The organism is Aeromonas oralensis, assembly GCF_049665575.1.
Taxonomy (GTDB): domain Bacteria; phylum Pseudomonadota; class Gammaproteobacteria; order Enterobacterales; family Aeromonadaceae; genus Aeromonas; species Aeromonas hydrophila.
In genome coordinates this window covers 3,868,379-3,888,529 of record NZ_CP187186.1, presented here as the reverse complement: position 1 = coordinate 3,888,529, position 20,151 = coordinate 3,868,379, and the positions used below count along the sequence as shown (strand labels likewise).

Below are 20,151 nucleotides of genomic sequence, written 5' to 3'. Positions count from 1 at the left end.
CCAGGCAGATGTGTAAAAATGTGCGCGGTTTAGCATGGCCCATAGAGCCACTGTTCAAGTACCACCCATAAAAATTAATCAAAATAGTATAGATAGAATCCACAGCGGGAATTCTCAAACTATGACCACCCTGATTGAACAGCTGGCTGCCGCCAAAGGTATCGCCAGCGAGTATGTTGATGCCTGGGGCCACCCGGCTCAGGTATCCGAAGAGAGCAAGGCCGCCATGCTGGGCGCCATGGGTTACCGCGTCGATGACGAGGCCGCCCTGACCGAGCAGCTTGAGCAGGAGCACCGCCAGCACTGGCTGCGTGCGCTGGATCCCGTGATGGTGGTTCGCAGCGGCGAGCCCATTACCCTCGAAGTCCGTCTGCCCATCGAATTCGTCAACGACGCCCTCAGCTGGCAACTCAAGCTGGAGCAAGGTGGTGTGTTGTCCGGTCAGCTCACCCCCATCGACGGCGAGCTGGTCGGCGTGGCCGAATTCGAAGAGATGGAGTGCCAGGCCTATCGCGTGGCCCTGGCTGTGCAGCCCGAGCTGGGTTATCACGATCTGATCCTGCTGGAGGAGGGCAATGACGAGCCGCTCGCCAGCATGCGCCTCATCGTCGCGCCCAAGGCGTGTTACAAGCAGCCTCCCATCGCCAATGGCCGCAAGGTGTGGGGCCCGAGCGTGCAGCTCTACTGCCTGCGCAGCCGCCACAACTGGGGCATCGGCGATTTCAGCGATCTGGGCCAGCTGGTCGAGAAGATGGCCGCCTGGGGTGCTCACTTCGTCGGTCTCAACCCGATTCATGCCCTGTATCCGGCCAACCCGGAGAGCGCCAGCCCCTACAGCCCCTCGTCCCGGCGCTGGCTCAACGTGGCCTACATCGATGTGGAAGCGGTGCCCGAATTTCTGGCCAATGCCCGGCTCAAGGCCGAGGTGGCGAACCCCGCCTTCCAGCAGCACCTGAGCGAGCTGCGCGCCAAGGGCAACGTGGATTACACCGGCGTCATCGAGACCAAACTCGGCATGCTGCGTCAGGTGTTCGACCAGGCCAGCCTCGGCGCCGAGCGTCAGGCCGCCTTTGATGCCTTCGTTGCCGCCGGCGGCGACAGCCTGCAGCAACAGGCCGCCTTCGATGCCCTGCAGGCCCACTTCTACGCCAAAGGCGAGAATGCCTGGGGCTGGCCGGTGTGGCCGGAGCCGTTCCGTGATTACCACAATCCCGAAGTGGCGGCCTGGATGGCCGAGCACAGCCAGGATGTGAATTTCTACCTCTATCTGCAGTTCCTGGCTGACGAGCAGCTGGCCCGGGCCGACGCCCGTGCCAAGGCGGCCGGCATGGTGATGGGGATCTACCGCGATCTGGCGGTGGGTGTCTCCGAAGGCTCCACCGAGATCTGGGCCAACCGGGATCTCTACTGCCCGAAAGCCTCGGTCGGTGCGCCGCCCGATATTCTGGGTCCGCTTGGCCAGAACTGGGGTCTGCCCCCCATGAACCCGAACCAGCTGTTCGAGGCGGCCTACCAGCCGATGGTGGATCTGTTCCGTGCCAACATGCGCTCCTGCGGCGCGCTGCGCATCGACCACGTAATGGCCTTGCTGCGCCTGTGGTGGGTGCCGCCCGGAGAGTCTGCCGCCAAGGGCGCCTACATCTATTACCCGGTCAACGACCTGCTCGGCATCCTGGCCCTCGAGTCCCACCGCAATCAGTGTCTGCTGATCGGCGAGGATCTGGGTACCGTGCCGGAGGGGATCGACGTGACCCTCAAAGAGAACGGCGTCCACTCCTACAAGGTGTTCTTCTTCGAGCGCTCCAAGGCCGATGGCGGCTTCATCTCTCCGGCTCACTACGCCGAGCAGGCGATGTCGGCGCTGACCACCCACGACATGCCGACCCTCAAGGGTTTCTGGCATTGCGACGATCTGGCGCTGGGGCGCGAGCTGGGCTTGTATCCGGATGAAGACGTACTCAAGACCCTGTATGCTGATCGCCACCAGGCCAAACAGCGGATCCTCGACAGCCTGCACGGCCACGGGGTGATCTCCGGCAACATCAGCCACGACGTGAACTGGGTCGGCATGAACACCGAGCTCAACCACGGTCTGCAACTGCACATGTCTCGCGGTAGCTGCGCCCTGTTCAGCACCCAGCTGGAGGATTGGCTGGAGATGGACAAGCCGGTCAACGTGCCGGGCACCAGTTACGAGTACCCGAACTGGCGCCGCAAGCTGTCTACCGATCTGGAGGATATTTTTGCCAATGAGGCGCTCAAGGCGCTGGCAGGCAAGATGAGCCAGGCCCGTGACGAGGCCAGTCGTTGAGCCACTGCCGACAAAACGTGACTCACTTACATCCGCTTCGGCCCAGGCCGGAGCGGATGCTCAGCTATGAAAGGAAATCTCGATGCTCGTTGAACGTTTGGTTGCAGCCCGCTGTTCCGATCCCTTCTCCCACTTAGGCCTGCAGGCCAATCCGGATGGGCCCGGCCTCAAGCTGACCGTCTGGTTACCCGATGCCCAGGCCGTACGGGTCAGGGATCTCAAGTCGGGCAAGATTGTTGCCACCCTGGCGCCCACCGATGATTCGGGCCTCTTTGAAACTGTTTTCACCCGCCGTAAAAATCCCTTCCCCTATCAGTTGCTTGCCGACTACCCAGATGCCAGCGTCGAGGTCATCGATCCCTACCAGTTCCAGGATGCGGGTTGGGCCGGGTTGGCGGAACTTACCTACCAGCCGGAAAACCTCTACCACACGCTCGGTGCCCAGCTGCGCACCGTGGTGCATCTGGATCAGCAAGTGGAAGGGGTGCGCTTTGCGGTCTATGCGCCGAGCGCCACTGCGGTGAGCCTCATCGGCGATTTCAACTTCTGGGATGGCCGTCGCCACCCGATGCAGCGCAGCCAGTGCGGCCACTGGGTGCTGTTCGTGCCGGGCCTCAAGGCCGGGGATCGCTACAAGTTCGAACTGAAAGACCCGGCCGGCAACCGGCTGCCGCACAAGAGCGACCCGGTCGGTTTCTATTGCGAGCAGTACCCCTCGTTCGCCTCCGTGGTCTATGACCACGACCAGTACCAGTGGCAGGATGCCGCCTGGCGCGAGAGCCAGCTCAACGACAAACGCGAGCAGCCGCTCTCCATCTACGAGCTGCACGTGGGCTCCTGGAAGCGTCACCCCAACGGTGACAGCCTGAGCTGGCGCGAACTGGCGGTGGAGCTGGTGGATTACGTCAAGGGGATGGAGTACACCCACATCGAGTTGCTGCCGGTCTCCGAGCACCCGTTCAGCGGCTCCTGGGGCTACCAGCCAGTGGGCATGTTCTCGCCCACCAGTCGCTACGGCACGGCTGATGATTTCAAGTACTTCGTCGATCAGTGCCACCAGGCCGGCATTGGCGTGATTCTGGATTGGGTGCCCGCCCACTTCCCGTCCGATGCCCACGGGCTGGCCCGCTTCGACGGCACTCCGCTCTATGAGTACGAGGATCCGCGCCGCGGCTGGCACCCGGACTGGAACTCCTACATCTATGACTTCGGCCGCAATACGGTGCGCCAGTTCCTGGTGGCCAGCGCCCTGTTCTGGCTCGACAAGTTCCACGTCGATGGCCTGCGGGTGGATGCGGTCGCCTCCATGCTCTATCTGGACTATTCCCGCAACGCCGGCGAGTGGGTGCCCAACGTCGATGGCGGCAACCACAACTACGAGGCGATCAGCCTGCTGAAGTGGACCAACGAGGAGGTGTACGGCAAGTACCCCCACGCCATGACCATCGCCGAGGAGTCCACCGCTTTTGCCGGGGTCTCCCGTCCCACTTTCCTGGGCGGCCTGGGTTTTGGCTTCAAGTGGAATATGGGCTGGATGCACGACACCCTCACCTACATGCAGAAAGAGCCCATTCACCGTCGCTACCACCACAACGACATGACCTTCTCCATGGTGTACCACTATGACGAGAACTTCATTTTGTCGCTCTCCCACGACGAAGTGGTGCACGGCAAGCACTCCATGCTCTACAAGATGCCGGGGGACGAGTGGCAGCAGGCGGCCAACCTGCGCGCCTACATGGGCTTCATGTATGCCCACCCCGGCAAGAAGCTCAACTTCATGGGCACCGAGATCGCCCAGAGCAACGAGTGGAATCACGATGCCCAACTGCCCTGGCACCTGCTGCAGTATCCCAAGCATGGTGGCCAGCAGCGGCTGATCCACGATCTCAACCACCTCTACCGTCATGAACCTGCCTTGTATCAGGCGGATTATGAGCAAAACGGCTTCCGCTGGCTGGATCACAACGACGCCGACAACAGCATCTTTGCCTGGCTGCGGGCCGACAAGCAGGGGGCCAACCCGCTGGTGGTGGCCTGCAACTTCACGCCGGTGCCGCGGCTTGCCTACCGGCTCGGGGTACCGGCGGCCGGCCACTACCGGGTGGTGCTCAACACCGACAGCGAGCATTACTGGGGCAGCAACTATGATGTGGGTCTGGTCTTTGTCGCCGAGCCGACCCCCTGGCAGGGGATGGCGCACAGCATAGTGCTGGATCTGCCGCCGCTCGCGACCTTGTTCATCAAACAGGAGTCTTGATGTTCGTAATGGAAAAGGGGCAGGACCATCCACTGGGGGCCCTGCTCGACGAGACGGGTTGTCACTTCTGCGTCTGGGCGCCGCAATCGGACAAGGTGGAGCTCTGCCTGTTCGACGAGCAGGAGCGGGAGCTGGCCCGCCTCGAGCTGCCCGGTCGGCGCGGTCAGTATCGCTTCGGCCATGTGCGCGGGGTCAAGGCCGGTCAGCGTTACGGCTACCGGGTGCATGGCACGTCGCAGGATGGGATGCTGTTCGACCCTGACAAGCTGCTGATCGATCCCTACGCCAAGGCGCTCAGTCGCCCGACCCACTGGGATGACGCCCTCTATCAGGGGGACAGTGCGGCCATGGTGGCCAAATCCGTGGTGGTGGATGATGCCTTCGACTGGCAGGGAGTGGGCAAGCCAGCCATCGAGCCGGCTCGCACCGTCATCTATGAAACCCACGTCAAGGGCTTCACCCGCCAGCATCAGGGGGTGCCGAGCGAGCTGCGCGGCACCTATCTGGGCATCTGCCACCCGCTCATCATCGAGCATCTCAAATCCCTCGGCATCACCTCGGTGCAGTTGATGCCGGTGGCGGCCTTCATGTCCGAGCCCAGGCTCGAGCAGTTGGGGCTGACCAACTACTGGGGCTACAACCCCATCGCCTTCTTCGCCCCCGAGCCGCGCTATGCGGCGCAAGAGGCGGTGGCCGAGTTCAAGACCATGGTGCGCGAGCTGCACAAGGCCGGGCTCGAGGTGATCCTGGATGTGGTCTACAACCACACCGCGGAGTCGGGCTTCGACGGCCCCATGCTCTCCTTCAAGGGCTTTGACAACGCCGGTTACTACGCCTTCGAGGCGGGCTCCCACGGCCCAGATTACACCCGTCACGCCAACGTCACCGGCTGCGGTAACAGCGTCAATCTGGATCACCCCAACAGCCTGCGACTGGTGCTCGACGCCCTGCGCTACTGGGTTACCGAGATGCAGGTGGATGGCTTTCGCTTCGATCTGGCGGTCACCCTGGCCCGCGAGGCGGGCGAGTTCGACCCCATGGGGGCCTTCTTCAAGGCCATGATGGCAGACCCGGTGCTGGCACGGGTCAAGCTCATCGCCGAGCCCTGGGATATCGGCCCGTTTGGCTACCGCCTCGGCCAGTTCCCGAGCCAGTGGCTGGAGATCAACGACCGCTACCGCGACACGGTGCGCGCCTTCTGGCGCGGCGATGCGGGCAAGATGGGGGACTTTGCCACCCGGCTGGTCGGCTCGCGGGATCTGTTCCCGAAGAACTGGCGCTCCCCCCATACCAGCGTCAACTACCTCTGCTATCACGACGGCTTCACCCTAGAGGATCTGGTCTCTTACAACCAGCGCCACAACCAGGCCAACGGCGAGGACAACCGGGACGGCCACGGCAACAACCTCTCCAATAACCACGGGGTGGAAGGGCCGACCCTGGATCCGCGGGTCAACAACCTGCGCCAGCAGCAGAAGCGCAACCTGATTGCCACCCTGCTGCTGTCGCAAGGCACCCCGCACTTCCTCGCCGGCGACGAGATGGGCCGCAGCCAGCTCGGCAACAACAACGCCTATTGCCAGGACAACCAGATCAGCTGGGTCAACTGGCAGTGGCGGCCGGAGGATGAGCGGCTGCTCGCCTTCACCCAGCAGATGCTGGCGCTACGGGCGGAGTCCACCGTCTTCTCCAACCTGCAGCTGAGCGACGACAGCTGGAACGGCGCCCCCAGCAGTTGCCACCAGGTCAACTGGTATCACCCGGACGGCCATCAGCTTACCGATCAGGACTGGCACGCCCCTATGGGGCAGGCGTTCGCCATGGACATCGGCATGATCGACTGCGGCGGGGAGCGTTGGTACGTGCTGTTCAACGCCAGCGACTACGACATCCAGTTCCGTCTGCCGCCGCCCGGGGAGGGGCTGGAGTGGATCCAGACCATCGATACCGCCACCAACGACGGGTTGCCGTTCCTGCCCGACGACATCAAGCGGCAGGTGGCGGTGGGCCGGGCCCACTCCCTCAAGCTGCTGGAGAGGGTCGCCCTGAGTGCGGTGGCGCTGGCCGAGGAGGGAGTGGTCGCCACCCCGGATGTTGCCGTCGTGTTGCCAAGCGGATCACAGTTCCCGCTGGCGGGGTAGAGCGCGGCGCCCTGACTGGGTATGCTGGGCACCGATATTCACGGCAAGGAGTCAGTATGAGCGGCAACACCCCCAACCCCGAGCAGTGGCGCCGGCAGTTGAGCGCCGAGCAGTATCACGTCTGCTGGGAGAAGGGCACGGAGCGTCCCTACAGCGGCGCCCTGCTCCACAACCGCAAAAGCGGAGACTACCTGTGCGTCTGCTGCAAGCAGGTGCTGTTCCACTCGGATGCCAAGTTTGACTCGGGCTGCGGCTGGCCCTCGTTCGATCGGGCCATCGAGGGGACCGTGACCTACACCGAGGATGGCAGCCACGGCATGAAACGGGTGGAGATCACCTGCAGTCAGTGCGGCTCTCATCTCGGCCACGTCTTCCCGGACGGGCCGACCGAAACCGGTCAGCGCTACTGCGTCAACAGCCTGAGTCTGGATTTCGATCCCGAGCCCTGAGTCTGGCGCCCGGCATGCATGCAAAAACGGCCCCCTACATTGGCAGGGGGCCGTTTCTTTGTGGCCGCAGCCAGGGCCTATCAGGCCAGCAGCAGGGTGGCGACCACCAGCAGGGTGGCCAGCGCCAGAATGGGCAGCTTGAGTCCCCGCAGCAGATAGAAGCCGATGGCGGCCAACGCCAGATCGGTGGGGGCCAGCACGGCGCTCTGCCAGACCGGCTGATAGAGCGCCGCCAACAGCAGACCCACCACGGCGGCGTTGATGCCGGCCACTGCGCCGGCGAGGCGAGGGCGGGCCAGCCAGCTCTGCCAGCAGGGGCCCATGGCCCACAGCAGCAAAAAGCCGGGCAGAAATAGCGCCAGCGTCGCCAGCAGGGCGCCGCCCACCGGGGTGGCCGGCAGCAACTGGGCGCCGAGATAGGTCGCCAGGGTAAACATGGGGCCGGGCACCAGCTGGGCCAGGCTGTAGCCGGTCAGAAACTGCTGCTCGCTGAGGGTGTGGCCCACGCTCTCGGCCAGCAGCGGCAATACCACGTGACCACCGCCAAACACCAGGCTGCCGGCCCGGTAGAAGTCGGCGACCAGCTGGCCGACGGGGCCCCCCAGCAGTGACAGGCCGACAAACAGCAGGGCAAACAGCAGCAGGGTGGGCCAGTGGGGTTGATGCACAGGCATGGACTGAGCGGGTGAGGGCTGTGGGTCCGTAGTTTGCGGCGTGCCGACGCGGGCACAGAGCAGGGCGGCGCCCGCCAGCATGAAGAGCTGGGTGAGCAGGCCGGGCTGCCACCAGAGGGCGGCCGCAGTGGCGACCATGATCCCCTGATTGCGCGTCGTCTTGCAGAACTGGCGGCTCATGGTGAGCACCGCATCGGCGACCACCACCAGCGCCAGCAGCTTGAGACCGTGCAGGGCGGCATCGAGCCAGATGTTGTTGCCGAGCTGGCCCAGACCGATGGCGGCGGCCAGCAACAGCAGGAAGGAGGGCAGGGTAAAGCCGGCGAAGGCGGCCAGCGCCCCAGCGAACCCGGCCCGCTGGCGGCCGATGGCAAAGCCGAGCTGGCTGGAGGCGGGGCCCGGCAGCAGCTGGCAGAGGGCCAACAACTGGGCAAATTCGGCCTGGGTCAGCCAGCCCAGCCGCTCGACGAAGGTGCGCTGGAAGTAGCCTATGTGAGCGGCCGGCCCGCCAAAACTGATGCAGCCCAGCCACAGAAATTGCATAAATACCTGTCCCACCTCATCGCTCCCTCGTTGTCATCGTCGACCCCGATGATATGACAAAGCGGTGACTTTTTTATGACAAATCAGGGGGCTGCTGGCAGGTAGCCGCGCCTTGCCAGCCGCAGGCCATGATCATTCCATCGGCTGACCTGGTTATGGCAGATAGCAACGGCCAGCAGGCCATGGCTTATGGGGCCGACTGGCTCGAGGTCGGCAGGTAGCAACGATTCGCCAGCCAGCAGGCGATGGCTTATGGGGCCGGCTGGCTCGAAGTCGGCAGGTAGCAACGATTCGCCAACCAGCAGGCGATGGTCTATGGGGTGGGCTGGTTTGGCGTCGGCAGATAGCAACGGCCAGCCAGCCAGCAGGCGATGGACTGGCGGCTGGCATCGAAGTGGGGCTCGGGCAGATTGCGCGGGTCGCACCAGACCCAGCCTTCGCACTTCTCCGGCTCCAGCAGCTGGGGCTCTCCCTCTACCTCGGCCAGCAGGGTGACCGAGACATAGTGCAGGCCGCTCTCACGCCAGGTCTCCAGGTTGTTGGTGACGGCGATGACGCTGGGATTGCTGATCTGAAAACCGGTCTCCTCGGCCACCTCCCGGATGGCTGCCGATTCGAACGTCTCTCCCAGCTCCAGATGGCCGCCGGCGATGGACCAGTAGGGGGCGTGGCTGCCCTTGCGCTTGCCAAGCAGCACCTGGCCCTGGCGGTTGGTGAGGATTACGCCGACACCGACGCGGGGATAGGAGGTAGACATAAGAAGGGCTCCTTGCAAAGACGAGACATACCATGAAAAACGGGCCCACCTTAGGGCGAATGGGCCCGTCATGCAAGCAGTCTGCGGTGTCAGGTGCCAGTGCTGCGGATCACGCCAGCTTGACCAGCATCTTGCCGGTGTTGCGCCCCTCGAACAGCCCGATGAAGGCCTGCGGCATGCTGGCGAGCCCCTGATAGACGGTCTCTTCGGTCTGCAGGGCGCCCGCCTCGAAGGCCGGTATGGCCTCGGCCAGGAACTCCCCGTAGTGCTGCCAGTGATCGGAAACCAGCAGCCCCTGCATCAGGATGCGCTTGCGGATCACCTGGGAGAGGTTGCGCGGGCCGCTCGCCTCGCTCTGGCCGTTGTACTGCTCGATGAGGCCGCACATCACGATGCGACCGTGTACCACCATGTGGTTGAGGGCGGCGTCCAGCATGGCCCCCCCCACGTTCTCGAAGTAGACGTGGATCCCCTCCGGCGCCAGCCGGGCCAGCTCGGCATCGAGGTCCGGGGTTGCCCGGTAGTTGATCACCTCGTCGGCCCCCAGGCTCTTGAGGTAGGCCACCTTGTCGGCCGACCCGGTGGAGCCGATGACACGGGCACCCGCCCGTTTGGCGAGCTGGACTGCCATGGTGCCGACGGCGCCGGAGGCGGCCGACACCAGCACGGTTTCCCCGGCCTGCAGTTTGGCGATGCGGTTGAGCCCGGTCCAGGCGGTCATGCCCGGCATGCCGAGGGCGCCGAGAAAGAGCTGGGGTGGCAAGCGGGTGTCGGGCAGTCTGGTCAGCTGGGCGCCATTGGCGACGAAGCGATCGCGCCAGCCCAGCATGCTGCTCACCCGGTCGCCCACCGCGAAGTTCGGGTGACTGGAGGCTTCCACCACGCCGATGGCGCCGCCATCGAGGGGGCCGTTGAGGGGGAAGGGGGGCACATAGCTCTTGGCTTCGCTCATGCGACCGCGCATGTAGGGGTCCACCGACAGCCACTGGTTGGCGACCTGCACCTCTCCTTCTTGCAGATCGGGCAGGGTCACTTCGGTCAGGGTGAAATCGGCCAGACTGGGCAGGCCGACCGGGCGACGCAGCAGCTGGATCTGATGGCTGGACTGATTCATGGTTTTTTCTCCAGGGTGAGAGGGGTTGGCAACCTGCGAGTCGCCAGCATGGCTATTTCCAAGGGATTGAGGTTGAACGGGTTCACGCCGTTTCATCCAGCGGGGCGCCGTTGAGCAGCAGCCGGGTGACCACATTGCCCCGCATGGCGTTGGAGAAGGGGCAGGTTTGGTGGGCTAGCCGCACTATCTGCTCGGCCTGCGCCGCCTGTTCAGGTTGGGTCGCGGCGAGCGCTACGTCCAGCGTGATGGCGAAGTTGAAGCGGCCATCGTCCAGCGCCAGCAATTCGACCCCGGCGGTGACGGGAGCAGTGGAGAGGGGCGCGCCGAGTTTGTGGGCCACGTGGATCAGCGCATTGGAGAAGCAGGCGGCATAACCGGCGGCCAGCAGCTGCTCCGGGTTGTTGCCCTTGCCGTTGCCGCCGAGGGCGGTCGGCAGGGCCAGTGCCAGCTGCAGGCTGTTGTCCAGAGTGTGAACCTCACCGTTGCGGCCGGCCTGGGCGATGGCTTGAGTGCGATAGAGCGTCTTCATGTCGGGGTCTCTGATTTTGTTTGTGTGCAAAGTAAATCCAGACTAATCCCGAAAATACGGGTTGACAACTATTTTGTGTGCAAATTATTCGACCCCCGATTTTCCTGGGGTATACTGGCCCCAGTCGTCAGCGAGGTGCCCCATGAGTGAATTGAAAAAGCAGGTCTGTTTTGCCCTCTACAGCGCCTCCAACGCGGTGATGCGGGCCTATCGGCCGCTGCTGGACAAGCTGGATCTCACCTACACCCAGTATCTGGTGATGCTGTCGCTTTGGGCGCGGGACGAGGTCAGCCTCAAGGAGATCGGTCAGGAGACCGGGCTGGATGCGGGCACCCTGACCCCCATCGTCAAGCGGCTGGAGAGCAAGGGCTGGTTGACCCGCACCGTCTCCAGCGAGGATGAGCGGCAAAAATGCATCGGCCTGACCGAGGCGGGGCGTCAGCTGCAGCAGGAGGTGAGGGGATGCTGTCTGGCGGACAACTTGCGCAATCAGGTGGATCTGGCCGATGCTGAACTGGCCCAGCTCAAGCAGCTCTGCGATCGCATCTCGGCCCAGCTGGGGCGCTGAGTTCGACCGACCATCCGTCTGAGGAGCCCTCCATGAGAATCTTGTTGCCCCTGTTTGCCCTGTTGCTGGGTGCCTGCAGCACCAGTTCCCACTCTCCATCGATGGCCATCGATGATGCCGATGCCTGGCAGGCTATCTGCAAGGACGGTACCCGGGTGCGGGCTGTGGTGGAGGAGGGGATCTGCGCGGATCATCGCGGTGTTGCCATGTGGACGAATAAGCCAAGAGCCGCACGGATGGCAGAGGAAGCCGCCAAATAGTGTGATCCAGGCGCCATAAAATGACACAACCGGCCGACTGGCCGGTTTTTTTCGCGATCCCGTCGGCACTTTGCCATCTTGTTCATGGTGCGCTCAGTTTTCTCTTCCCATACTGGCCCTACAGTTCCAAAAGAGGAGAGACGAGATGCAATCATCGTTGGTTGGGCTCTCCATTCTGTGGGGGCTGGCCAGTTTTGGTGTTCAGGGGGATTTCATCGAGAGCCGTGATTCCGTTGCGCCATCCTGGCAAGCCGAGTCCAGAGTGGAGATGGAAGGTTATCTGATAGAGTCGCTGGGTGAAGATCGCTGGCTGTTCGACAACGGCAGCGAGAGCCTGCTGGTCTCCCTGCCCGAGGGGCAGTGGGTGCCGACCGGCGAGCGGCTGCGGGTCAGCGGCGAGCCCCAGCAGGAACAGGCCGGCTGGCTGTTGCAGGTGCAGGATGTCAGCCAGGTAGCGGTCTGAGTGCAGGTAGCTGACTGAAGATAAAAGAAGAGGAGGCCAGTGGCCTCCTCTTCTTTATATCCGGTCTGGCTCGCCGATCAGCCCAGATGGTTGAGCGGCAGCGCCGTTTTGTGCTTGATCCGGCGCAGCACGAAGCTGGAGCGCACCCCGGTCACCCCCGGGATATGGGTCAGCTTGTCCAGCAGGAAGTGCTGGTAGTGTTCCATGTCCCGCACCACCACCTTGAGCTGGTAGTCGGCGTCGTTGCCGGTGATGAGGTCACACTCGAGCACTTCGGGCAGCTCACTGATGGCGCGGTCAAAATTTTCGAACCGCTCCGGGGTGTGCCGGTCCATGGAGATGTGAATGTAGGCGGTGAGGGTCAGCCCCAGTTGGCGGGCGTTGAGCAGGGTGACGTGGGTGTCGATGAGACCGGCATCCTCCAGCGCCTTGACCCGGCGGGAGCAGGGGGAGGGGGAGAGCCCGACCAGCTCGGCCAGCTCCAGGTTGCTGATGCGGCCATTCTCCTGCATCAACTCCAGAATATGCCTGTCTATGCGATCAAGTTTCAGCATTCTCCGTTCCTCGTTGCAATTACTAATTCACTTTTCCTAGATTAAGGGTGAACTATTGCAAAAACAACTGAAAATACATGCTACTTCGCAACCACTCACCGGGCCGGCAGGGATACCATGGTTACATCTTCCGGTGGCAAGACAGAAACCCAACCCGGTCTCTGTGGTGAAGGACCTTACCGGGTCAACAACCCCATCAGCCGTCTCACCTTATCGGGCAACGACGGGCTGGAACGAGAGCATCCCCTCCCCGAAGGCAACAAAGCAGGCATCCCGGCGCCTGCTTTGTTGTTTCTGGCGTTCGCGGATCAGGGCTGCGGCCTGATGCGATAGAGGCAGCGGTGATCCCCCTTCAGCAGATACTGCTCCCGCTCCACCCCGGCCGGCGCCAGCAAGCGGCGAAACATTTCCAGCTCGCTGCGACAAAAGCCCCGACAGGCCCGCGCCGCCGCGCAGATGGGGCAGTGGCTCTCCCACAGCAGCCAGCTGCCATCCTCCTCCTGGCGAAAATCCGCCATATAGCCCTCTCGCGTGCGCTGCGCCGTCAGTGCCGCCAGCCTGTCGGCCAGTGCGGGCTGGGTCAGCTCGGCCTGATAGCGGGCCAGCTGTTGCTGCTCCCGCTGGGCGATCAACCGCTCCATGCCCACCTCGCCAAACAGCTGCTGGATGTTGTCGATAAGCTGCAGCGTCAGTTCGCTGTGGCTGTCTGGGAAGCGTTGCCAGGCCTGCTCGGTCAGATGCCACAACCGTACCGGTCGACCGCGCCCGCGGGCCTCGTCGTTGAAACTCACCCAGCCGTCGGCCTCCAGCGTCATCAGGTGCTGGCGGGCACCCATGGAGGTCATCTGCAACTGCTCTCCCAGCTCGGCGGCGCTCTGTGGACCGTGGCTCTTGAGCAGAAACAGTATCTTGTCGGTGCTGGCATTCATGGCAAGGCTCTCATCGTCGGCAGGTACGGCCGCTTGCGCGGCAGCGGTTCTGGCATGGATAAGAACATTATGGGGAGGGGGATTTTTTAAATCAATAATTCACTTTACTTAATCTGGTTTGAACGCCAACATAAATAAACCAATAACTTTATTTAATGGGGCAGACATGGAAGGGATCAAGGGGCAGGCCAGCCTGTGGGTATTGGTGATGACGGTGACGCTGGCGGTGGCGGGCTTCAGCCTGCCATCCCCGGTGCTGGCGCCGCTGTTGCTGGATCCGGCCCAGGGCATGCTGACGCCGGAAGCGTCGGACTGGAGCCGCAAGGTGTGGCTGGGGGTCATCATGGGGCTCTATCCGCTATTTCAGCTGGTAGGAGCCCCCTGGCTTGGCAAGCTCTCCGATCGCCATGGCCGCAAGCCGGTGCTGACCCTCTGTCTGGTGGGCGTGCTGGTGGGCTATGCCCTGATGGCGCTGGGGATCGCCTGGCGATCCTTGCCGCTGCTGTTGCTGAGCCGGGTGGTGGAGGGCTTCTTCAACGGTGACATCGCCATCGTGCAGGCCATGGCAGCCGACATGAGCACCGCCAAAACCAAGGCGCGCAGCTTCGCCTGGATCAACATCGGCATGAACCTGGGCTGGGTGGTGGGCCCCATGATCGGCGGTTATGCCGCCGTGGTGTCCGGTGATTACAGCCTGGCGGCCTGGCTGGCGGTGGCCATGACCCTGGTCAACCTGCTGCTGGTGCTCTGGCTGCTGCCCAATCGGCCGGCGGCGGCCCGTAGTGAGCAGCCGGCACCGGCCCTCTCTTCTCGCCAGCTGCTGCTGCAACCGGCGCTGCTGCCCTATTTCGTGCTGACCCTGCTCAGCTACGGTGCGGTGCAGCTCTACTTCACCTACTTCAATGTCTGGCTGGTGGAGCGGCTGGCCTGGGATCCGGTGCAACTGGCGCAGGCCGCCGTAATGGTGAGCGTGCCCATGATCCTGGGATCCTGGCTGGGCTCCCGCCTGGCTCGCCATTGGCGCGGCAGCAGTCTGGGGGTGGCCGGTCATCTGGTGATGGCGGCAGGTATGCTGATGTTCGTGCTGCCCGGCCACTGGTGGGGGCTGGCTCTCACCTTTATTCCCACCGGCATCGGCATGAGCCTGGGGGAGCTGGCGACCTCGGTGGCGGTCTCCAATCGCAGCCATGCCGAGCAGCAGGGACAGGCGATGGGGCTCTATCGTGGGCTGGCGGTGGGCAGCGAGATCCTGGCGGTGGTGGTCGGCAGTCTGGTGCTGCTGGCGGGCACCGAGTGGCCCTTCTATCTGGCGGCGTTGTGCAGCCTGCTCTGTGCCATCGGCTTTTATGGGCTGCGCCGGGCGGCGGATCGGCGGCAGCGGCTCGACGTCCAGATAGAAGCCGGCTGACGGGATCACAGTTCGGCGACGGGATGGCGGGCCGGACTTGCATCGTGGCGCCGACTCTGGGACGGTATGGCTCTTTGCTTCGTTTGCCCGATCGCCCATAGCTCCCGTTATGCTCAGCCTTTGGCGATGGCGTGAATCGTTATCAGGCCATGGCGTTGAAATCGGGTTGGTATGGCGCTGCATTCATTCGTTTCGACATGTTGGAGGTGATATGAGTCGTTTTCAGGCCATTGCGTTGGATATGGACGGTACCCTGCTGACCCGGGATCACAAGATCTCGTCCGCCACCCGGGCCGCGCTGGCCCAGGCCCGCGCCCACGGCATCAAGGTGCTGCTGGTGACGGGGCGTCACTTCATGACGGCCCGTCCTTTCCATCACGAGCTGGCCCTCGACACCCCCATCATCTGCAGTAACGGCGCCTACCTCTATGATCCGGTGCAGGAGAAGATCCAGGTCGGGGATCCGCTGGCGGTGGCTCCCCTCAGCCGGCTGCTGGCGGAGGTGCAGGCGCACCAGATGGGGGCCCTGTTCCACCTTGATGAGGGGATCGGCTACCTCGGCTGCGAGGAGCATGTGACCAGGATGCGCCACTGGTCGGCGAGCCAGCCGGATCATCTCAAGATCTCCCTGCTGCCGGCGGAGGATCTGGCGAGCTGGCTCAGCCGGCCAGTCTGGAAGCTGGAGCTGTTCAACCAGGATCCCGCCCTGCTCCATCACTTCATGGCAGAGGTGGTCGAACAGCTGCCCTTTACCCGTGACTGGGCGGCGCCCTATGCGGTGGAGCTGGTGCAACCCGGCTGCAGCAAGGGCAACCGGCTGGCCCAGTGGGCGGCGAGCGAGGGGATCCCGATGGAGAACGTGGTGGCGTTTGGCGACAACAACAACGACATCAGCATGTTCGAGCAGGTGGGGCTGGCGGTGGCCATGGGCAACGCGGCGTCACAGATCCAGGCGCTGGCAGATCGGGTCACCGCCGATCACAACGAAGATGGCATCGCACTGGCGCTGCAGCGCTGGGTCCTGCCCGCCTGAGGGGAAGAAACAGAGAGGGACAGAAACAGAAAGGGGCCATGTCGGCCCCTTTTTGGTTTGTCAGTTCCCGAAGGAGAACTTGATCACCCGATCCGGGAAGCGGATCCGGTTGTAGTCACGGCGCAGCCCCTCGTAGTGACGGATGGCGCGCTCGCGCTGGGCGCGGTAGTAGTCGCGCTGCTTGCTGTCGTTCTCGTTGCGGATCTGGCGCTCCAGCGTCTCGATGTCGCGCTCGGTTCGCTCCATGTCGCTCTTGAGGTCGCTGAGCTGTTTCTCCACCAGGTACTCCTGGCGGCCGCGATCGTACTGGGTCAGGAAGCTGGCATCGTTGGGACAGACTCCTTGATACTCGGCGCCGGACTTGCCCTTGCTGTAGGCGAGCTCTGGAATGCAGTAGAGCTCCAGCCCCTTGGCATAACCCCGTTTCCACTCCGCCTCGTCCACCTTGAGGCCGTATTCGCCGCAGGTCGAGACGTAGTCGCGGGTGGCGGCCCGGGTCTTGCCCTGTTCGCCATCCTGATAACCCAGGTTGTACCAGCTCATGGTGCGGCACTCTTCTTCCGACAGCGAACTGCAACCGGCGAGCAGGAAAGGCAGGGTCAGCAACAGGATTTTGGGGGACATGGACGACGGGCTCCGAGAGGAATGATGGGGGCATTCTAGAGAGGATGCCGGGGCAGGACAAGGGATGAAAAACGGTGCTGGCCGGCGCCGTTTTCTGAGCGGTTTGTCACTATTTGCGCGGGCTGGCGGCGTTGCGGCCCGCGCCCTTTCCTTGTTGTCGGTCACGGGGTAAACTGCGCCATCTTTTAACTGGCGCGTAACAAAAATAATGAAAGTCCTGACCGTCGATTACCGCTCGCCCGATGCGGCGCAGCGCTTCACCGAATCCCTGCGGACCACCGGCTTCGGGGTACTGACCAATCACCCCATCCCGAAAGAGCTGGTGCAGTCCATCTATGACAACTGGTACCGCTTCTTCATGAGCGAGCAGAAGCAGGATTTCCTGTTCAATCGCGAGACCCAGGACGGCTACTTCCCGCCGTCGGTGTCCGAGGTGGCCAAGGGCCACAGCCAGAAGGACATCAAGGAGTACTTCCACCTCTATCCCTGGGGCCAGATGCCGGCGGAGCTGAAAGAGCAGGCGATGGAGTACTACCGTCTCGCCAACAACCTGGCGGCCGAGCTGCTGGGTTGGGTCGAGCAGTATACCCCGAACGACATCGCTGCCCACTACAGCTGCCCACTCTCCTCCATGATCGAAGAGAGCCAGAAGACCTTGCTGCGGGTGCTGCACTACCCGCCGTTCGACGGCACCGAGGAGCCGGGTGCCATCCGCGCCGCCGCCCATGAAGACATCAACCTGCTGACCATCCTGCCTGCCGCCAACGAGCCGGGCCTGCAGGTGAAGGGTTCCGACGGCGAGTGGATGGACGTACCGTGCGATTTTGGCACTCTCATCATCAACATCGGTGACATGCTGCAGGAGGCCTCCCACGGCTACTACCCCTCCACCACCCACAGGGTCATCAACCCGACCGGCGGCAGCGCCAGCAAGTCTCGCATCTCCCTGCCGCTGTTCCTCCATCCGCGCCCGGACGTGGTGCTCTCCGAGCGTCACACCGCCCACAGCTACCTGATGGAACGGCTGCGGGAGCTGGGGGTGATCTAGTCCCCGAACCTGGCTCACCACCCTGTAAAACCGGAGCAAAATTGCTCCGGTTTTTATTTGTTGGCAGGATTGCGCGTCAAATAGAATTTAATTGGTCAATGATGCCAATAATGCATGTTTTATCCAGATAAGCGGCGTTGTGATTGCGCAGCCCCCCCCGTACTCTGAGCGTCATTCTGGGCCCCTTGTGGCGGGCCCCACGGTTGGAGTTCTTATGAAGCAGTCCCAATGGTCATCGCGGCTCGGTTATATCCTGGCCGCCGCCGGTTCCGCAGTCGGTCTCGGCGCTATCTGGAAGTTCCCCTATGTGACGGCTGCCAACGGCGGTGGCGCCTTCCTGCTGGTGTTTCTGTTGTTCAGCTTCACCCTGGGGGTGGCGGTGCTGATGGGGGAGACCTTGCTCGGCAGTCTGAGCCGGCGCGGGGTGGTGGGGGCCTTCGGTGAACTGATGGGCAAGCGCTGGCGCTGGGTCGGCGCCATGGGGCTGCTCAGCAGCCTGCTCATCTACAGCTTCTACAGCGTGGTGGGTGGCTGGACCCTGGGCTACACCGGCATGGCACTGGCGGGCAGTCTGCAGCACGGCGACGGTGCGGCCCTCACCGCCCGTTTCAACGACTATGTGGGTGACCCGCTCTGGCCGGTGCTGACCCACCTGCTGTTTGCCGGGCTCACCTGGTGGTTCGTGCAGGGTGGCGTGCAGAAGGGGGTGGAGCGCACCCTGCGCTGGATGATGCCGGCCCTGTTCATCATGATCCTGATGCTGGTGGCCTTCGGCCTTACCTTGCCCAACGCCATGGCCGGGGTACGCCACTTCCTGATGCCGGACTTCAGCAAGCTCGGCATGTCCGGCGTGCTCGACGCCATGGGGCTGGCCTTCTTCTCCCTCTCCATCGGCCTTGGCATTCACACCACCTATGGCGCCTACCTGCCCTCCAGTGACGGGGTCGGCCGCTCCAGCCTCTGGGTGGTGCTGCTGGCAAGCCTCATCGCCGTGCTGGCGGGTTTGATGATCTTCCCGGTGCTGGCAGCGACCGGCATCGATCCTGCCTCCGGCCCGGGTCTCACCTTTATGACCATGCCGGCGGTGTTCCAGCAGTTGCCGTTCGGCCAGGGGCTGGCGGTGGTGTTCTTCGCCTTGCTGGTGGTGGCGGCGCTGTCATCGGCCATCTCGCTGCTGGAACACCTGCAGTGCTTCGTCAGCGAAGGCTTGGGCTGGTCACGGCGGGCCGCTTGCGGCCTCATCACCGCACTGGTGATGGCGGGGGGATTCCAGTCAGCCTGTCGTTCGGACCCTGGGCCCAGGTGACCCTGTTTGGCAAGAACATCTTCGAGCTGCTCGATTTCGTCACCTCCAACCTGATGATGCCCATGTTCGGGTTGGCGCTCACCCTGCTGCTGGGTTGGAAACTGGGTCGCCAGGCGTTGCCCGCCGGGCTGGCGCTGCACTGGCGTACTCTGGTGATGGGTTGCTGGCGCTGGCTGGCGCCGCTGCTGATCGGCGGCATCCTGGTGCGCGGGCTGGTGTAATCAGGGTTGGCGGATGGGCTGCTGCGCCTGCTGGTGACGGTCTCTGACCTTGTCGATGGCCGCCTGCCAGCGGGCGATCACTGCGTCATCTTCGCTCTTCGAGAAGACGATGTAGAGCCAGTTCTCCTGCAGCAGCAGCCCGGAGTTCACCACGCTGCGGGGGGAGAACTTCATCTTGGCCAGGATGGCCGGCATGATCTGCTCCCCCATGGGGAAGGCGTCTATCTTGCCGAGCACCAGTCGTTCGATGGCGTCTTCGATGGTCTGGCAGCGCACCAGGTTGGTGTAGCCCTCGCGGGTGAGCAGCTCGTCATCGGCGTTGCCGAGCAGCACGCCGACCCGCGCCAGCTGGCGCAGTTGGGCCAGATCGGTCAGCGGCTGGCTGCCCCTGGTTTGGTAGGTCACCACCCGGTTCAGAAACAGCGGCCCTACCCACTTGAACTGGGGCTCCCGCTGGGGCGTGCGCAGAATGACGAACAGGGCGAAGCCGGGCTCGACCCGGGTCAGCGCCAGCGCCCGCTTGAGGGGGTAGATCTTGATGGGGTAGTCGACCCCCATCTCCTGCTGGGCCTCCTGCACCATTTGCACCGCTAGCCCACCGAGCTTGCCGTTACTGGTGTGGGTAAAGGGGGCAGTTCGTGGCTGAGCAGGGTCAGCGGGGGTTGCGTGGCCTGCGCCAGGCCGGGCAACAGTAGCCAGGGCAGCAGCCATTTCATCCAGTATCCGGGCAGGTGCGTCACGTCGGTACATCCATGTTGCGCAAGGGAGTGGCAGGGCGGGCCAGCTACATATGGTTGCATCTGGGCTGCCCAAGCTAAGACTATTATCGTTCAAGGCCGTGGGCGGGGAGGCTGCGGCGTTGATTTTTGACGCCGGCCGCATGAAAACAAGATTTTTTTGGCCGCATGAAAAAAAGTTTGGTCATGTTGTGTCAATTTTTCTTTCCATGGTTTAGGCTG

At 63.4% G+C, this 20,151-nt stretch carries 18 protein-coding genes and 2 pseudogenes; 12 read left to right on the top strand and 8 right to left on the bottom strand.

The window, feature by feature from the left end:
- The first annotated feature begins 121 nt into the window (after positions 1–121).
- From malQ to msrB, 4 genes are all read left to right on the top strand, one after another.
- The gene (malQ, locus tag ACPDZI_RS18020) at positions 122–2,311 is read left to right on the top strand and encodes a 4-alpha-glucanotransferase (protein WP_268032160.1); all 2,190 of its coding nucleotides are present in this window, start codon (positions 122–124) and stop codon (positions 2,309–2,311) included.
- A gap of 82 nt (positions 2,312–2,393) precedes the next feature.
- The gene (glgB, locus tag ACPDZI_RS18015; protein WP_323901331.1) at positions 2,394–4,571 is read left to right on the top strand and encodes a 1,4-alpha-glucan branching protein GlgB; all 2,178 of its coding nucleotides are present in this window, start codon (positions 2,394–2,396) and stop codon (positions 4,569–4,571) included.
- Positions 4,571–6,712 (top strand): glycogen debranching protein GlgX, encoded by a 2,142-nt coding sequence (gene glgX, locus ACPDZI_RS18010; protein ID WP_268032162.1) that lies wholly within the window; start codon positions 4,571–4,573, stop codon positions 6,710–6,712. Before glgB ends, glgX begins: the two co-directional genes overlap by 1 nt.
- Positions 6,713–6,768: 56 nt before the next feature.
- Complete coding sequence (gene msrB / locus ACPDZI_RS18005) at positions 6,769–7,161, top strand: peptide-methionine (R)-S-oxide reductase MsrB (protein WP_017411114.1); 393 nt, start codon at positions 6,769–6,771, stop codon at positions 7,159–7,161.
- An 80-nt stretch (positions 7,162–7,241) separates the two neighbouring features.
- Here the strand turns inward: msrB and chrA are convergent, their stop codons facing one another.
- From chrA to ACPDZI_RS17985, 4 genes are all read right to left on the bottom strand, one after another.
- Positions 7,242–8,393 (bottom strand): chromate efflux transporter, encoded by a 1,152-nt coding sequence (gene chrA, locus ACPDZI_RS18000; RefSeq protein WP_207137348.1) that lies wholly within the window; start codon positions 8,391–8,393, stop codon positions 7,242–7,244.
- A 298-nt stretch (positions 8,394–8,691) separates the two neighbouring features.
- On the bottom strand, positions 8,692–9,135 hold the full coding sequence (locus tag ACPDZI_RS17995; protein ID WP_168755451.1) for a nucleotide triphosphate diphosphatase NUDT15: 444 nt from the start codon (positions 9,133–9,135) through the stop codon (positions 8,692–8,694).
- A 109-nt stretch (positions 9,136–9,244) separates the two neighbouring features.
- Entirely contained in the window at positions 9,245–10,249 is a 1,005-nt protein-coding gene (locus tag ACPDZI_RS17990) for an NADP-dependent oxidoreductase (protein WP_202012059.1), read from the bottom strand.
- An 82-nt stretch (positions 10,250–10,331) separates the two neighbouring features.
- The gene (locus ACPDZI_RS17985; protein WP_162901797.1) at positions 10,332–10,778 is read right to left on the bottom strand and encodes an organic hydroperoxide resistance protein; all 447 of its coding nucleotides are present in this window, start codon (positions 10,776–10,778) and stop codon (positions 10,332–10,334) included.
- A gap of 142 nt (positions 10,779–10,920) precedes the next feature.
- Here ACPDZI_RS17985 and ACPDZI_RS17980 point away from each other — a divergent pair, with 142 nt between their 5' ends.
- From ACPDZI_RS17980 to ACPDZI_RS17970, 3 genes are all read left to right on the top strand, one after another.
- On the top strand, positions 10,921–11,346 hold the full coding sequence (locus ACPDZI_RS17980; RefSeq protein ID WP_202012063.1) for a MarR family winged helix-turn-helix transcriptional regulator: 426 nt from the start codon (positions 10,921–10,923) through the stop codon (positions 11,344–11,346).
- Positions 11,347–11,378: 32 nt separating this feature from the next.
- Positions 11,379–11,606, top strand: coding sequence for a hypothetical protein (locus ACPDZI_RS17975; RefSeq protein ID WP_005304875.1), 228 nt, complete (start codon positions 11,379–11,381; stop codon positions 11,604–11,606).
- Positions 11,607–11,751: 145 nt separating this feature from the next.
- Positions 11,752–12,069: a hypothetical protein gene (locus tag ACPDZI_RS17970; RefSeq protein ID WP_016351944.1), complete on the top strand. Its 318-nt coding sequence runs from the start codon at positions 11,752–11,754 to the stop codon at positions 12,067–12,069.
- A gap of 77 nt (positions 12,070–12,146) precedes the next feature.
- Here the strand turns inward: ACPDZI_RS17970 and ACPDZI_RS17965 are convergent, their stop codons facing one another.
- The gene (locus ACPDZI_RS17965) at positions 12,147–12,623 is read right to left on the bottom strand and encodes an Lrp/AsnC family transcriptional regulator (protein ID WP_005304871.1); all 477 of its coding nucleotides are present in this window, start codon (positions 12,621–12,623) and stop codon (positions 12,147–12,149) included.
- A 117-nt stretch (positions 12,624–12,740) separates the two neighbouring features.
- Here ACPDZI_RS17965 and ACPDZI_RS17960 point away from each other — a divergent pair, with 117 nt between their 5' ends.
- Positions 12,741–12,956 carry a hypothetical protein gene (locus ACPDZI_RS17960; protein ID WP_123785047.1) on the top strand — a complete coding sequence of 72 codons (216 nt, stop codon included), beginning with the start codon at positions 12,741–12,743 and terminating at the stop codon, positions 12,954–12,956.
- Here the strand turns inward: ACPDZI_RS17960 and ACPDZI_RS17955 are convergent.
- Entirely contained in the window at positions 12,932–13,552 is a 621-nt protein-coding gene (locus ACPDZI_RS17955) for a helix-turn-helix transcriptional regulator (RefSeq protein ID WP_331413860.1), read from the bottom strand. The genes ACPDZI_RS17960 and ACPDZI_RS17955 overlap by 25 nt on opposite strands.
- 166 nt (positions 13,553–13,718) lie before the next feature.
- Here ACPDZI_RS17955 and ACPDZI_RS17950 point away from each other — a divergent pair, with 166 nt between their 5' ends.
- The gene (locus tag ACPDZI_RS17950; protein ID WP_024945815.1) at positions 13,719–14,960 is read left to right on the top strand and encodes an MFS transporter; all 1,242 of its coding nucleotides are present in this window, start codon (positions 13,719–13,721) and stop codon (positions 14,958–14,960) included.
- Positions 14,961–15,171: 211 nt separating this feature from the next.
- Entirely contained in the window at positions 15,172–15,993 is an 822-nt protein-coding gene (locus tag ACPDZI_RS17945) for a Cof-type HAD-IIB family hydrolase (RefSeq protein WP_024945814.1), read from the top strand.
- Positions 15,994–16,053: 60 nt separating this feature from the next.
- Here ACPDZI_RS17945 and ACPDZI_RS17940 read toward each other — a convergent pair whose 3' ends face one another.
- Positions 16,054–16,617, bottom strand: a complete 564-nt coding sequence (locus ACPDZI_RS17940; RefSeq protein ID WP_024945813.1) for a DUF2799 domain-containing protein — start codon at positions 16,615–16,617, stop codon at positions 16,054–16,056.
- A 208-nt stretch (positions 16,618–16,825) separates the two neighbouring features.
- On the opposite strand from ACPDZI_RS17940, the gene ACPDZI_RS17935 reads away from it, so the two are divergent.
- Together ACPDZI_RS17935 and ACPDZI_RS17930 are read left to right on the top strand one after the other, a co-directional pair.
- Positions 16,826–17,665: an isopenicillin N synthase family dioxygenase gene (locus tag ACPDZI_RS17935; protein WP_438419869.1), complete on the top strand. Its 840-nt coding sequence runs from the start codon at positions 16,826–16,828 to the stop codon at positions 17,663–17,665.
- A 214-nt stretch (positions 17,666–17,879) separates the two neighbouring features.
- Positions 17,880–19,192 (top strand): annotated as a pseudogene (locus ACPDZI_RS17930) (sodium-dependent transporter).
- Here ACPDZI_RS17930 and ACPDZI_RS17925 read toward each other — a convergent pair.
- Positions 19,193–19,908 (bottom strand): annotated as a pseudogene (locus ACPDZI_RS17925) (substrate-binding periplasmic protein).
- Positions 19,909–20,151: the final 243 nt, after the last annotated feature.

Coding starts and splice junctions, on each gene's coding strand:
- malQ (WP_268032160.1), top strand. CDS start 122: ATGACCACCCTGATTGAACAGCTGGCTGCCGCCAAAGGTATCGCCAGC.
- glgB (WP_323901331.1), top strand. CDS start 2,394: ATGCTCGTTGAACGTTTGGTTGCAGCCCGCTGTTCCGATCCCTTCTCC.
- glgX (WP_268032162.1), top strand. CDS start 4,571: ATGTTCGTAATGGAAAAGGGGCAGGACCATCCACTGGGGGCCCTGCTC.
- msrB (WP_017411114.1), top strand. CDS start 6,769: ATGAGCGGCAACACCCCCAACCCCGAGCAGTGGCGCCGGCAGTTGAGC.
- ACPDZI_RS17995 (WP_168755451.1), bottom strand. CDS start 9,135: ATGTCTACCTCCTATCCCCGCGTCGGTGTCGGCGTAATCCTCACCAAC.
- ACPDZI_RS17990 (WP_202012059.1), bottom strand. CDS start 10,249: ATGAATCAGTCCAGCCATCAGATCCAGCTGCTGCGTCGCCCGGTCGGC.
- ACPDZI_RS17985 (WP_162901797.1), bottom strand. CDS start 10,778: ATGAAGACGCTCTATCGCACTCAAGCCATCGCCCAGGCCGGCCGCAAC.
- ACPDZI_RS17980 (WP_202012063.1), top strand. CDS start 10,921: ATGAGTGAATTGAAAAAGCAGGTCTGTTTTGCCCTCTACAGCGCCTCC.
- ACPDZI_RS17975 (WP_005304875.1), top strand. CDS start 11,379: ATGAGAATCTTGTTGCCCCTGTTTGCCCTGTTGCTGGGTGCCTGCAGC.
- ACPDZI_RS17970 (WP_016351944.1), top strand. CDS start 11,752: ATGCAATCATCGTTGGTTGGGCTCTCCATTCTGTGGGGGCTGGCCAGT.
- ACPDZI_RS17965 (WP_005304871.1), bottom strand. CDS start 12,623: ATGCTGAAACTTGATCGCATAGACAGGCATATTCTGGAGTTGATGCAG.
- ACPDZI_RS17960 (WP_123785047.1), top strand. CDS start 12,741: ATGGTTACATCTTCCGGTGGCAAGACAGAAACCCAACCCGGTCTCTGT.
- ACPDZI_RS17955 (WP_331413860.1), bottom strand. CDS start 13,552: ATGAATGCCAGCACCGACAAGATACTGTTTCTGCTCAAGAGCCACGGT.
- ACPDZI_RS17950 (WP_024945815.1), top strand. CDS start 13,719: ATGGAAGGGATCAAGGGGCAGGCCAGCCTGTGGGTATTGGTGATGACG.
- ACPDZI_RS17945 (WP_024945814.1), top strand. CDS start 15,172: ATGAGTCGTTTTCAGGCCATTGCGTTGGATATGGACGGTACCCTGCTG.
- ACPDZI_RS17940 (WP_024945813.1), bottom strand. CDS start 16,617: ATGTCCCCCAAAATCCTGTTGCTGACCCTGCCTTTCCTGCTCGCCGGT.
- ACPDZI_RS17935 (WP_438419869.1), top strand. CDS start 16,826: ATGAAAGTCCTGACCGTCGATTACCGCTCGCCCGATGCGGCGCAGCGC.